Genomic DNA, 12,973 nt, shown 5'->3' with positions numbered 1-12,973 from the left:
CGAGTGGGGAGAACGAGTGGGCGACCCCTTACGTACCCAGCGCCTGGGTGCGTATGCCGTCGCCGTCCACGAGGATCGCCTCCTCCTGACCCGGATCTCGTCGATCGGCTATCCCGCGGGGGCGTGGACACTGCCCGGTGGCGGCGTCGACCACGGGGAGTCGCCGCACGACACCGTGCGGCGCGAGCTGTACGAGGAGGCGGGCCTCGAGGCCATGAGCACCCGGCTCGTCGACGTCCACCACGTGCACATCGTCGACGTCGGCCGTGGTGACCAGTACGAGGACTACCACGGCGTCCACCTGCTCTACGCGGTCGAGGTCGACCCCTCGATCGAGCCGCATGTCGTCGACGTCGACGGCACGACCGACCTGGTCCGTTGGGTGCCGATCGACGAGATCGGCTCAGCGACCGCGCCGGTGCTCCCGATGGTGACCCACGCGATCGAGCACCTGGATCAGTTCGTCGCCGGTTCGTAGAACAGCATGGTGTAGTTGCCGCGCGCCGACAGGACGTACGTCGCTCGCGCCGTGCTGCCGTTCTTGGTGCGGGTCGTGTAGGTCGTGCTGACCTCGTTGAGGTCCTCGACGATGTCCTTCGTGATGCGGCCGTTGGGGCTGTTGCCCAGGACGTATTGTTCCGCGGTCACGTCCGCGTCGACCGCGCGTGCGGCGGTGATGACGACGAACCTCGGGTGATAGCCGCTGAGCAGGATCGTCGCGGTCGGGGGTGCGGTCCACCCGTTGAGCAGCTTGCTGCTCGCGGGGGCGTCCTCGTCCATCTTGGGCCAGATGAGCCCCGACTTCTCAGGCTCGGAGTCGATGCCCTTGACGCCGTCGAGGGAGTTGGACTCCCGCGAGAGCTGGCCCTTGCGGGGCTCCCCGACGTACTCGACGGAGACCGTCATGACCGGACGAGTGAGGTCCGACGGACCCGACGTGCGCGACCTGACGTCGCCGGGGTCGACCGTCATGACGACCCGGATCTCACGATCGCCCTGGGCGATGCCGGTGATGGCCAGCCGGCAGCTCGTGATGCGGCGGAGGCTCGCGGTGCAGTAGTTGCCGATGTCGTCCGTCGAGACGCCCGAGTCAGGCAGGAGCGCGGCGATCTGCGAGAGCATGCGGCGGACGACGTCCGACGGAGACCCGTCGATCCGCATCAGCGACACCGTGGAGTCCGGCTTGGGCGGGTCCTCGAGCAGCTTGAACGAGTCGTCGCTGGGCCGGGTGTCGGGGGTGGGGGTGGTCGGCGTGGGTGGCGTGCCCTCGCTGGCCTCCTCGGCCTCCTTGTCGCGGGCCTCGGCGTCCTTCTGGGCCTGCGCGGCCTTGAGCTCGGGCAGGTAGGCCGCGATCAGGCGTGCACTGCGGTAGCGGATCAACGGTCCGAGCTGGGTTGCCCCGCGGGGGACCTGCAGGCCGTACGTGATGGGGCTCTCGGGACCCGACTCGTGCTCGGTGACGTCCGGCGGCTGGGTCGTCGTCTGGGTCGTCGTCGGCGTGGGATCGGCACCGGATCCCTCACCGTCGCACGCGGCGAGCAGGGTCAACGCGACGAATGACAGCACCACTCGGAAGCAGCGAGACTTCATGCGTTCCCCTCGTCGAAGTCCCCATGGGGGACGCGGTCGGTCAGGCGTTCCGAGCAACGCCATTGCGACGAGATCTCGTGCACCAACACCACACGATATCGTTCCCGGCCAAGGGTCCCGGATGTGTGGTCCTGCGATCGGGAGAGGAGGAGGCCATGGCCGCGCGGACGACGACGACCGATCGGGTGTTCGCATCGCTGCGCGAATCCATCCTCTCCGGCGAGTTCCCTGCCGGCTCGCTCCACTCGATCTATCGGCTCGCGGACCTGCTCGAGGTCTCGCGTACGCCCGTCCGTGAAGCCGTCCTGCGGCTCGCCGACATCGGTCTGGTCACGATCGAGCGCAACCGTGGCGTCCGGATCCGCGGCGTCTCGGTCGCAGACATCCGTTCGGTGTTCGAGCTGCGGCTCATGATCGAGGTGCCGACTGCCGCGTACGCCGCGGCCCACGCCAGCGATGATGACGTACGTGTGCTCGAGGCCGAGCTCGACGGGATGCGGGCCGCGGCGTCAGACAGCGATGAGCAGCGGTTCACGGCCCACGACAAGGCCCTCCACCACGCGATCGGCTCGATCCTTGGCAACCAGAGGGCCCAGCACGAGGTCGCTGCGCTCCGCGACTCGATCCAGACCCGAGGAGCCTCGACGCTGCATCGTTCGCGCGGCATGCCGGAGATCCTCGGCGAGCACGTGCCGATCGTCGAGGCGATTGCAGCCCGGGACGCGAAGGCGGCCGCCGCGCACATGGAGCAGCACCTCGTCAGCACCGCCTCCCTCCTCATGGCGCAGGCGGCCACGGGGGACGACCCCGCGCCGGAGTCCGGGTGGGCCGACCGGCTGCGGGGGCACCTGTACGTCCCGGGGAGAGCGGCCTCCCCGAGCGAGTAGCATGCTAGTAGTCTGATCGCGTCGATCCGAAGGAGCAGCACCGTGCCGAGCTTCCATCCCGCGCACCCCGAGACGGTCTTCACGTACGGCGCCCCGGGCCTGAAGTTCGGTGTCGGAGCACGGCATGAGCTCAGCCACGACCTCGGGCAGCTCGACGCCCGGCGCGTGCTGATCGTCACGGATCCAGGCGTCGCCGCGACGGGCCGGCCCGCCGAGATCGCCGAGTCGCTGCGGGCTGCGTCGATCGAGACCGTGGTCTTCGACCGGTCCCGCGTCGAGCCCACCGACGCGAGCCTGATCGAGGCGATCGACTTCGCGCGCGCCGAGGGACCGTTCGACGTCATCGTCGCGGTCGGCGGAGGGAGCAGCATCGACACCGCCAAGGCCGTCAACCTCCTGACGACCAACGACGGCGAGCTCATGGACTACATCAACGCGCCGGTCGGCAAGGCCAGGGCGCCGAAGCATCCGCTCCTGCCGCTCATCGCCCTGCCGACCACGACGGGCACCGGCAGCGAGAGCACCACGATCTGCGTGCTCGACGTCGTGAGCCAGCACGTCAAGACCGGCATCTCGCACGCCCGGCTCCGTCCGACGCTCGCGATCGTCGATCCGGAGCTGACGCTGACCCAGCCCGCCGGCGTCACGGCAGCCTCGGGGCTCGACATCCTGTGCCACGCGCTCGAGAGCTACACGGCGCGCCCGTATCAGTCGTACGAGCACAAGCGCGCCGACGAGCGGGTGCCCTATTGCGGCGCCAACCCCATTGCCGACATGTGGTCCGAGAAGGCACTCAGCCTCATGGCCTCGTCGTTCCGCAAGGCCGTCCACGACGGGGACGACCTCGCAGCCCGTACCGAGGTCGCGATGGCGGCCACCTTTGCGGGGCTCGGCTTCGGCAACGCCGGTGTGCACATCCCGCACGCCAACGCGTACCCGATCGCCGGCCAGGTCCGGGACTTCCATCCCGAGGGTTACGACGCCGATCATGCGATGGTGCCGCACGGGATGGCGGTGTCGCTGACGGCTCCGGCGGCGTTCCGCTACACGTTCCAGGCTTCTCCCGAGCGACACCTCCGAGCGGCCGAGCTCCTGGCGCCCGGCGCCGAGCGGCCGGACGACCCCGCCGAGCTGCTGCCGCAGGTGCTCGCCGGGATCATGCGCGATGTCGGCATCCCGGCCGGCATCGGCGCCGTCGGCTTCTCGACCGGCGACATCGACTCCCTCGTCGAGGGCACCATGAAGCAGCAGCGGCTCCTCGCGACCGCCCCGCTGGAGGTCACCGAGGACGCCGTGGCGACGATCCTCGACGAGTCGATCGAGCTGTGGTGATAGCCGTGACGCGCTCCTTCGTCGCGCTCGGGCGCGGCTCCGCCACTGCACGGCTGTCGACCTTCGGTCGATCATGGTGACGTCCACGGTGACGTCCGATGTCGTCCACGCGTTGCGAAAGCTGGGGGTCACCGATGTCGATGACTCGACCCTGACCCGCGCTCTCTACAGCACCGACGCGTCGCTCTACCGCGTCGTGCCCCAGGTCGTCGTACGCCCGCGCAGCGTCGAGGAGGTGCTCGCCACCGTCGAGGCCTGCCGCCTGACCGGTACGCCGCTGACATCGCGCGGCGCGGGCACCTCGATCGCCGGCAACGCCGTCGGGACGGGTGTCGTCATCGACTTCACGCGCCACCTCAACCACGTGCACGACATCGACGTCGAGGCGCGTACGGCCCGCGTCGACCCCGGCACGGTGCACGCGGTGCTGCAGAAGGCCGCAACCCCGATGGGCCTCCGCTTCGGCCCCGATCCCTCGACGCACACGAGGTGCACGGTCGGCGGCATGATCGGCAACAACGCATGCGGTTCGCGCGCCCTGGCCTACGGGCGTACGGCCGACAACGTCGTGGGCCTCGACGTCGTGACGATGGCGGGGGAGCTGCTGTCACTCGGCGCCGGAGGGCGCACCGAGTCGCCGACCCTCAGCCGGCTGGACGATGTCGTGCAGGGTGGCCTGGGCGCGATCCGGACGGAGTTCGGGAGGTTCGGCCGCCAGGTCTCGGGCTACAGCCTCGAGCACCTCCTGCCCGAACGCGGTTTCGATGTCGCCACGTTCCTCGCCGGCACGGAGGGGACCCTCGCGACGATGACGTCGGCGACCGTCCGGCTCGTCGAGGACCCGTCGCACCGGCAGATCCTCGTGCTGGGCTACGCCTCGATGGCCGAGGCCGGGGATGACGTTCCGGCCCTGCTGCCGTTCGGTCCCACCGCCTGCGAGGGTCTGGACTCCCGCATCATCGACGTGTTCCGTACGCACAAGGGCTCGGTGCCCGAGCTGCCACGCGGCCAGGGCTGGCTGTTCGTCGAGATCTCCGGCGACGAACCGGGACTCGTCGCCGACACCGTGCAGCGTGCGGCGTCGGCATCGTCGGCGATCGCGAGACGGGTCGTCACCGACCCGCGCGAGCAGGCCGTGCTGTGGCGCATCCGCGAGGAGGGTGCCGGGCTGGCGAGCCGCACGCTCCCCGGCAAGGCGCTGTCGGGCTGGGAGGATGCCGCGGTGCCGCCGGACCAGCTCGGCACCTACCTCCGCGAGTTCGACGCGCTGCTCCGTGAGAACGGACTGGACGGCGTGCCGTACGGCCACTTCGGCGACGGCTGCATCCACGTCCGGATCGACTTCCCGATCGACGCACCTGGCGGTAAGGAGCTGTTCCGGTCCTTCATGTTCGACGCGGCGAGGCTCGTGGCGTCGCACGGCGGCTCGTTCTCGGGTGAGCACGGTGACGGGCGAGCCCGCTCCGAGCTGCTGCCGCTGATGTACTCGCCGGAGGCGATCGACCTGTTCGCGCGGGTCAAGGGCGTCTTCGACCCTGACGACCTGCTCAATCCCGGTGTCCTCGTGCGTCCGCGACCGGTCGACGCGGACCTGCGTGGCCCCGAGTCGTCTCGTGACCGGCTCGAGGGCCGGCTCGGGTTGCGGCTCCTGCACGACGACGGCGACTTCGGCAAGGCGGTGCATCGTTGCACCGGCGTCGGCAAGTGCATCGCCGACAACACGGGTTCCAACGGCGTCATGTGCCCCTCCTTCCAGGCCACCCGCAACGAGAAGGACTCGACTCGCGGTCGCGCCCGCGTGCTGCAGGAGATGATCGACGGACGGCTGGTGACGGGCGGGTTCCGCGCGCCCGAGGTCCACGACGCCCTCGACCTGTGCCTGTCCTGCAAGGGCTGCGCCAACGACTGCCCGACCGGCACGGACATGGCGACGTACAAGTCCGAGGTGCTGCACCAGTCGTACAAGGGCCGGCTCCGTCCTCGCAGCCACTACATCCTCGGCCGCCTGCCGTTCTGGGCGCGGATGACGTCGCCGATCGCCTGGCTCGCGAACCTCGGCCTGCGCACGCCCGGCATCCGCTCGCTGGCTCGCTGGGCGGCCGGAGTCGACCAGCGCCGCAGCCTGCCGACGTTCGCGCGGGGGAGCCTCACCCGCTGGGGCCGCCGGCGTACGCCCGACACCGCGGGTCGCCCCCGCGTGCTGCTCTGGGCCGACTCGTTCACGGACTTCTTCTCGACCGATGGCGGCAAGGCGGCCGTCAAGGTTCTGGAGGCGGCCGGCTATCACGTCGAGTTCCTGGCGCGTTCGGCGTGCTGCGGTCTGACCTGGATCACGACCGGACAGCTCGACCAGGCGCGGTCGATCGTCGGAAACGCGGTCGCGCAGCTCCATCCGTACGTCGCCGAGGGCGTGCCGATCGTGGGGCTCGAGCCGTCATGCCTGGCGGTGCTGCGCTCGGACGCTGTCGAGCTGCTCGACGATACCCGTGCGGTCGACGTGGCCGGCGGCGTGTTCACGTTGTCGGAGCTGCTGCAACGCACCGAAGGGTGGCGGGCTCCCGACCTCACGGGCACGACGCTCATCGTCCAGCCCCACTGCCACCAGGCCTCTGTGCTCGGGTTCGAGGCCGATCTCGCCGTCATGGAGTCGACTGGCGCCACGATCCAGCGCCTGTCCGGCTGCTGCGGGCTGGCCGGCAACTTCGGCGTCGAGAAGGGTCACTACGAGGTGTCGGTCGCGGTGGCCGAGCAGCAGCTCCTGCCCGCAGTTCGTAACGCTGCGGTCGGCGCGGTCGTTGTCGCTGACGGATTCTCCTGCAGGACACAGCTGGACGACCTAGCCTCGGTGGAGGCGCTACACCTCGCGCAACTCCTCGCGCCCTGATCGGAAGCTGACGACATGGACCACATGCTCGAGCTCGGCTCGGCCATGTCGCGCTTTGTCGAGCTCGTCAGCAAGGCGGCGGGGGACGAGCCGGTCCCGGCGTGCCCGGGCTGGACGGTCCGCGACCTCACGACGCACCTCGGCACGATCCACCGATGGGCTGCGGCGACGGTGCTGAGCGGCCAGCGGCTGCGCGACCCCGAACCGCTCGTCACCGATCCCATCGTCGACTGGTACGCCGGCACCGCGTCGGCGTTGCTCGGCGCCCTCCAGGCCGTCAGCCCCGACGAACCCGTGCCCAACTTCTCCTACGTCGACGAGCGCGCCGCGTTCTGGTCCCGGCGGCAGATGCACGAGGCCACGGTCCACGCCATCGACGTGGCCCAGGCGCTGAACCTCGCCGAGGACGACTGGGGAGTGGCCTCGGCGGTCGCCGCCGACGGCATCGACGAGGTCCTGCAGGTCTTCTTCCCCCGCATGACGGCGCGCAAGCAACGCCCAGACGTGCGCTCGCGCATCCGGCTCGTCGCGACGGACACGCAGCAGTCCTGGCTGGTGGCACCCGGCAGCGGTGAGCTCGGCCCGCCGTTGCAGCTGCACCCGACGCTCGACGCAGACGGATCCGTGAGCGGCACCGCCGTCGAGCTCTACCTGGTTCTGTGGAAGCGGATGGGCCCCGAACGGCTCGACTTCGAGGGTGTCGACGGACGTATCCTGTTCGACGGCCCGACCACGCCCTGACCGGCGGCAATCCAGCGCAGTCTCGGTTTGGAATCTACCGACGCAGCCCGGTAGTATTGGCTGCTGTGCCTGAACCACTCAGGCCGATGCACGCATCCTGCCGGATTGCACGGTGGCGAGTGCATCACGACTCATGGCTCACACCAGTCAGAAGAAGGAAGTTTGTAGTGCCCACGATCAACCAGCTGGTCCGCAAGGGCCGCCAGCGCAAGGTCGTCAAGACGACGACTCCCGCGCTCAAGGGTTCGCCTCAGCGCCGCGGTGTCTGCACCCGCGTCTACACCACCACTCCGAAGAAGCCGAACTCCGCGCTCCGCAAGGTTGCTCGTGTGAAGCTCTCGAGTGGCACCGAGGTCACTGCATACATTCCGGGCGAGGGCCACAACCTGCAGGAGCACTCGATCGTGCTCGTGCGTGGTGGCCGCGTCAAGGACCTTCCTGGTGTCCGTTACAAGATCGTTCGCGGCGCCCTGGACACCCAGGCCGTCAAGGGCCGCAAGCAGGCTCGCAGCCGCTACGGCGCGAAGAAGGAGAAGAGCTAATGCCTCGTAAGGGTCCGGCAACCAAGCGCCCCGTCGAGACTGACCCCGTCTACGGGAGCCAGCTCGTCACCTCACTCATCAACAAGGTCCTGGTCGACGGCAAGAAGCAGGTCGCCCAGCGCATCGTCTACACCGCGCTCGAAGGCACCCGCGAGAAGTCCGGTACCGATCCGGTCATCACGCTCAAGCGCGCGCTCGACAACGTCAAGCCGGCCATCGAGGTCAAGAGCCGCCGTGTCGGTGGCGCGACCTACCAGGTCCCGATCGAGGTCCGCGCGGTCCGTCAGAACACCCTGGCCCTGCGTTGGCTCGTCAGCTACGCCGGCGCACGTCGTGAGAAGACCATGGCCGAGCGCCTCATGAACGAGCTGCTCGACGCCTCGAACGGTCTCGGCGGCGCGGTCAAGAAGCGTGAAGACACGCACAAGATGGCCGAAGCCAACAAGGCCTTCGCTCACTACCGCTGGTAAACCCAGCACCACATTCACCAGTCGCCGTGACCCGGCGATGCTCCGTAACAAAGGAAAGCGACCAACTCGTGGCTACAGATATCACCACCGACCTCAACAGGGTCCGCAACATCGGCATCATGGCGCACATCGATGCCGGCAAGACCACGACGACCGAGCGCATCCTCTTCTACACCGGCATCAACTACAAGATCGGTGAGGTCCACGACGGCGGCGCCACGATGGACTGGATGGAGCAGGAGCAGGAGCGCGGCATCACGATCACGTCCGCCGCGACGACCTGCTGGTGGAAAGACAACCAGATCAACATCATCGACACCCCCGGTCACGTCGACTTCACCGTCGAGGTCGAGCGCAACCTGCGCGTCCTCGACGGTGCTGTCGCCGTGTTCGACGGTGTCGCCGGTGTCGAGCCGCAGTCCGAGACCGTGTGGCGTCAGGCCGACAAGTACGGCGTCCCGCGCATGTGCTTCGTCAACAAGCTCGACCGCACCGGCGCGAGCTTCGACTACTGCGTCAAGACGATCCGTGAGCGTCTCGGCGCGACGGCCCTCGTCCTGCAGGTGCCGATCGGTGCCGAGGGCGACTTCATCGGTGTCGTCGACCTGATCGGCAACCGCGCGCTCGTCTGGCGCGGCGAGACCGCGATCGGCGAGGACTACGAGGTCGAGGAGATCCCCGCGGACCTCGTCGACAAGGCTGCCGAAGCTCGCAACGAGATGATCGAGACGCTCGCCGACCACGACGACGAGTTCGCCGAGGCCTACCTCGACGGTGCGGAGATCACCCCCGAGCTGCTCAAGCCGGCCATCCGTCGCGCGACGCTGGCCGCCAAGCTCAACCCGATCCTGTGCGGCACGGCGTTCAAGAACAAGGGCGTCCAGCCCCTGCTCGACGCCGTGATCGACTTCCTCCCGTCGCCGATCGACGTCGGCGCCATCACGGGTCTCGACCCGCGTGACGAGAGCAAGACCGACACGCGTGAGCCCAAGGAGACCGAGCCGTTCGCGGCCCTGGCGTTCAAGATCGCCTCGGACCCGCACCTCGGCAAGCTGACCTACCTGCGCATCTACTCGGGTCGCCTCGAGGCCGGCAGCACGGTCATCAACGTGACCAAGGGCCGCAAGGAGCGCATCGGCAAGATCTACCAGATGCACGCCAACAAGCGTGCCGAGATCGCCGCCGTCGGCGCCGGTCAGATCGTCGCCGTCATGGGTCTCAAGGACACCACGACCGGTGAGACGCTGGCCGATCCCAACAAGCAGATCGTCCTCGAGTCGATGACGTTCCCGGCTCCCGTGATCCAGGTCGCGATCGAGCCCAAGACCAAGAGCGACCAGGAGAAGCTCGGCACCGCGATCCAGCGGCTCGCCGAGGAGGACCCGACGTTCCAGGTCCACACCGACGAAGAGACCGGTCAGACGATCATCGCCGGCATGGGCGAGCTGCACCTCGACATCCTAGTCGACCGCATGAAGCGCGAGTTCAACGTCGAGGCGAACGTCGGCAAGCCGCAGGTCGCCTACCGCGAGACCATCAAGCGCAAGGTCGAGAACGTCAGCTACACCCACAAGAAGCAGACGGGTGGCTCGGGCCAGTTCGCCAAGGTCATCATCAGCATCGAACCGACCGGCGTCTCCGTCGGCGGCGAGGGTGGCTACGAGTTCGTCAACAACGTCACGGGTGGCCGCGTGCCCCGCGAGTACATCCCGTCGGTCGGCGCCGGAGCCGAAGACGCCATGCAGTTCGGCGTCCTCGCCGGCTACCAGATGGTCGACGTCAAGGTGACGCTCGAGGACGGCGCCTACCACGACGTCGACTCCTCGGAGCTCGCGTTCAAGCTGGCCGGCTCGATGGCTTTCAAGGAAGCCGCGCGCAAGGCCGATCCGGTGATCCTCGAACCTACTTTCGCGGTCGAGGTCACCACGCCCGAGGACTACATGGGCGACGTGATCGGCGACCTCAACTCTCGCCGTGGCCAGGTAAACGCCATGGAAGAGGGCATGGGAGGCGTCAAGATCGTCAAGGCGATCGTCCCCCTGTCCGAGATGTTCGGGTACGTCGGCGACCTGAGGTCGAAGACCTCGGGCCGTGCGTCATACTCGATGCAGTTCGACTCCTACGCGGAGGTTCCCAAGAACGTCGCGGAAGAGATCATCAAAAAGGCCCGCGGCGAGTAGCAGCGGACCATCTCATAAGATGGCCTGAGGCTTCCGTACGGCGGGACCCAACGGCGTTCAACAGCAACCAATTCGAAGAAGGAGCCCCAAGTGGCTAAGGCGAAGTTCGAGCGGACCAAGCCGCACATGAACATCGGCACCATCGGTCACATCGACCACGGTAAGACGACTCTTACCGCGGCGATCACCAAGGTGCTGCACGACAAGTACCCCGACCTGAACGAGGCCTCGGCCTTCGATCAGATCGACAAGGCGCCGGAAGAGAAGCAGCGCGGCATCACGATCTCGATCTCGCACGTTGAGTACCAGACCGAGAACCGTCACTACGCGCACGTCGACTGCCCGGGTCACGCTGACTACGTCAAGAACATGATCACCGGTGCGGCTCAGATGGACGGCGCGATCCTCGTGGTCGCCGCCACCGACGGGCCCATGCCCCAGACGCGCGAGCACGTGCTGCTCGCTCGCCAGGTCGGCGTGCCCGCGATGGTCGTCGCGCTCAACAAGTGCGACATGGTCGATGACGAAGAGATCCTCGAGCTCGTCGAGCTCGAGGTCCGTGAGCTCCTGAGCGATCAGGAGTTTGACGGCGACAACGTCCCCGTCGTCAAGGTCGCCGCTCACCCGGCGCTCCAGGGCGACGCCAAGTGGGGCGAGTCGATCCTCGAGCTCATGCAGGCCGTCGACGACTACATCCCGATGCCTCCGCGTGAGACCGACAAGCCGTTCCTCATGCCTGTCGAGGACGTCTTCACGATCACCGGTCGTGGAACCGTCATCACGGGCCGTATCGAGCGCGGCATCATCAAGGTCAACGAGACCGTCGACATCGTCGGCATCCGTGAGGCCAAGCAGACCACGACGGTCACCGGCATCGAGATGTTCCGCAAGCTGCTCGACGAGGGCCAGGCCGGCGAGAACGTCGGACTGCTGCTTCGCGGCACCAAGCGCGAAGACGTCGAGCGCGGCATGGTCATCATCGCGCCCGGTTCCACGACTCCCCACACGGAGTTCGAGGGCCAGGTCTACATCCTGTCGAAGGAGGAGGGCGGCCGTCACACGCCGTTCTTCAACAACTACCGTCCGCAGTTCTACTTCCGCACCACGGACGTCACCGGCGTCGTCACGCTGCCTGAGGGCACCGAGATGGTCATGCCCGGCGACAACACCGAGATGAGCGTTCAGCTGATCCAGCCGATCGCCATGGAGGAAGGCCTCCGCTTCGCCATCCGTGAGGGTGGTCGCACGGTGGGCGCCGGACGCGTCACGAAGATCAACAAGTGAGCTAGCCACACCAGCTCAGCGAGAGCCCCGTCCTGCTTCGGCAGGACGGGGCTCTTGTCGTACCTGACACTGGTTCCCGGTGGCGTCCTTTTGGCGGACATCGGCTCGTTGTTTACGCAACGCCGCCCTATCCTTAATGGCATGGGACACGACCACGCGCACGGTGCCGGCGCGGCGCATCGCGGCCGGCTCGCGCTGGTCCTGACGCTGTCCTTTGCCGTCCTGCTCGTCGAGGCGGTCGTCGCCTGGATCACCGGCAGCCTCGCGCTGCTGGCTGACGCCGGCCACATGCTGGGCGACTCGTTCGGCATCCTCATGGCGCTCGCCGCCATCACCGTTGCTCAACGCGGCGGCGGGCCCGGCTCGCGCCGGACGTTCGGCTACTCCCGCACGGAGGTCCTCGCCGCCGGCATCAACGGACTCGTGCTGCTGGGGCTGGCGGGCTGGGTGGCCTTCAGTGCGATCCGGCGTTTCGGAGACTCACCGGAGCTCGAGGGCGGGCTGATCCTGGTTGCCGGCGGGGTGGGCCTGGTCGTCAACGTCATCGGGCTCCTGCTGCTTCGTCACGGCGCGCAGGAGAGCATCAACGTACGCGGGGCCTATCTCGAGGTGCTGGGCGACGCCCTCGGCTCGGTGGCGGTCCTGGTGTCGGCGACCGTCATCCTGCTCACCGACTGGTACGCCGCGGATGCCGTCGCGTCCCTCGTGATCGCCGCGATGATCGTGCCACGCGCGATCTCGTTGCTCAGGGAGGTGGCCGAAGTGCTGCTGGAGTCGACTCCGCGTGATGTCGACCTGGCCGAGCTGCGCGAGCACATCCTCGCGATGGACGGCGTCAAGGACGTGCACGACCTGCACGTATGGACCATCACGTCGGGCATGCCGATCATGAGCGCACACGTCGTGGTGGAGGACTCGGTGACGGCGATGGACGATGCGCACGGCGTCCTCGACCGCCTGCGCGGTTGTCTGTCCGACCACTTCGACGTCGAGCACTCGACGTTCCAGATCGAGCCGGCCGGCCATGTGGACTCTGAGCATCACGTGCATCACTGAGCTGCCA

11 protein-coding genes are annotated in these 12,973 nt (G+C 68.0%); 10 read left to right on the top strand and 1 reads right to left on the bottom strand.

Annotated features, from left to right (window positions below):
- Window positions 1–16: 16 nt before the first annotated feature.
- Window positions 17–478 (top strand): NUDIX hydrolase, encoded by a 462-nt coding sequence (locus AC1DVU_RS18900; RefSeq protein WP_476924000.1) that lies wholly within the window; start codon window positions 17–19, stop codon window positions 476–478.
- On the opposite strand, the gene AC1DVU_RS18895 is transcribed toward AC1DVU_RS18900, so the two are convergent.
- A complete protein-coding gene (locus tag AC1DVU_RS18895) occupies window positions 457–1,590 on the bottom strand; it encodes a hypothetical protein (protein WP_476923999.1) in 1,134 nt (377 codons plus the stop codon). The genes AC1DVU_RS18900 and AC1DVU_RS18895 overlap by 22 nt on opposite strands.
- 155 nt (window positions 1,591–1,745) lie before the next feature.
- Here AC1DVU_RS18895 and AC1DVU_RS18890 point away from each other — a divergent pair, with 155 nt between their 5' ends.
- The 9 genes from AC1DVU_RS18890 (at window position 1,746) to AC1DVU_RS18850 (ending at window position 12,966) form a co-directional block, all read left to right on the top strand.
- Window positions 1,746–2,477: a GntR family transcriptional regulator gene (locus AC1DVU_RS18890; RefSeq protein WP_476923998.1), complete on the top strand. Its 732-nt coding sequence runs from the start codon at window positions 1,746–1,748 to the stop codon at window positions 2,475–2,477.
- Between the two features lie 42 nt (window positions 2,478–2,519).
- Window positions 2,520–3,809, top strand: a complete 1,290-nt coding sequence (locus AC1DVU_RS18885) for a hydroxyacid-oxoacid transhydrogenase (RefSeq protein ID WP_476923997.1) — start codon at window positions 2,520–2,522, stop codon at window positions 3,807–3,809.
- A gap of 73 nt (window positions 3,810–3,882) precedes the next feature.
- Window positions 3,883–6,693 (top strand): FAD-binding and (Fe-S)-binding domain-containing protein, encoded by a 2,811-nt coding sequence (locus AC1DVU_RS18880; RefSeq protein ID WP_476923996.1) that lies wholly within the window; start codon window positions 3,883–3,885, stop codon window positions 6,691–6,693.
- 15 nt (window positions 6,694–6,708) lie between these two features.
- Window positions 6,709–7,434 carry a maleylpyruvate isomerase family mycothiol-dependent enzyme gene (locus tag AC1DVU_RS18875; protein WP_476923995.1) on the top strand — a complete coding sequence of 242 codons (726 nt, stop codon included), beginning with the start codon at window positions 6,709–6,711 and terminating at the stop codon, window positions 7,432–7,434.
- Between the two features lie 167 nt (window positions 7,435–7,601).
- Window positions 7,602–7,976: a 30S ribosomal protein S12 gene (rpsL, locus tag AC1DVU_RS18870; RefSeq protein WP_056209459.1), complete on the top strand. Its 375-nt coding sequence runs from the start codon at window positions 7,602–7,604 to the stop codon at window positions 7,974–7,976.
- Complete coding sequence (gene rpsG, locus AC1DVU_RS18865) at window positions 7,976–8,446, top strand: 30S ribosomal protein S7 (RefSeq protein ID WP_476923994.1); 471 nt, start codon at window positions 7,976–7,978, stop codon at window positions 8,444–8,446. The genes rpsL and rpsG overlap by 1 nt, the downstream gene beginning before the upstream one ends.
- Window positions 8,447–8,514: 68 nt before the next feature.
- Entirely contained in the window at window positions 8,515–10,626 is a 2,112-nt protein-coding gene (fusA, locus tag AC1DVU_RS18860) for an elongation factor G (RefSeq protein WP_476923993.1), read from the top strand.
- Window positions 10,627–10,716: 90 nt separating this feature from the next.
- Window positions 10,717–11,910 carry an elongation factor Tu gene (gene tuf, locus AC1DVU_RS18855; protein ID WP_159537227.1) on the top strand — a complete coding sequence of 398 codons (1,194 nt, stop codon included), beginning with the start codon at window positions 10,717–10,719 and terminating at the stop codon, window positions 11,908–11,910.
- A gap of 141 nt (window positions 11,911–12,051) precedes the next feature.
- Window positions 12,052–12,966: a cation diffusion facilitator family transporter gene (locus AC1DVU_RS18850; RefSeq protein ID WP_476923992.1), complete on the top strand. Its 915-nt coding sequence runs from the start codon at window positions 12,052–12,054 to the stop codon at window positions 12,964–12,966.
- The last annotated feature ends 7 nt before the right edge of the window (window positions 12,967–12,973 follow it).

The sequence above is a fragment of the Aeromicrobium sp. P2_G6 genome (assembly GCF_056403535.1).
Note: the sequence above shows the minus strand (reverse complement) of the source record. Positions and strands in the feature narration are given on the sequence as shown.

Coding starts and splice junctions, on each gene's coding strand:
- AC1DVU_RS18895 (WP_476923999.1), bottom strand. CDS start 1,590: ATGAAGTCTCGCTGCTTCCGAGTGGTGCTGTCATTCGTCGCGTTGACC.
- AC1DVU_RS18890 (WP_476923998.1), top strand. CDS start 1,746: ATGGCCGCGCGGACGACGACGACCGATCGGGTGTTCGCATCGCTGCGC.
- AC1DVU_RS18880 (WP_476923996.1), top strand. CDS start 3,883: ATGGTGACGTCCACGGTGACGTCCGATGTCGTCCACGCGTTGCGAAAG.
- AC1DVU_RS18875 (WP_476923995.1), top strand. CDS start 6,709: ATGGACCACATGCTCGAGCTCGGCTCGGCCATGTCGCGCTTTGTCGAG.
- rpsG (WP_476923994.1), top strand. CDS start 7,976: ATGCCTCGTAAGGGTCCGGCAACCAAGCGCCCCGTCGAGACTGACCCC.
- AC1DVU_RS18850 (WP_476923992.1), top strand. CDS start 12,052: ATGGGACACGACCACGCGCACGGTGCCGGCGCGGCGCATCGCGGCCGG.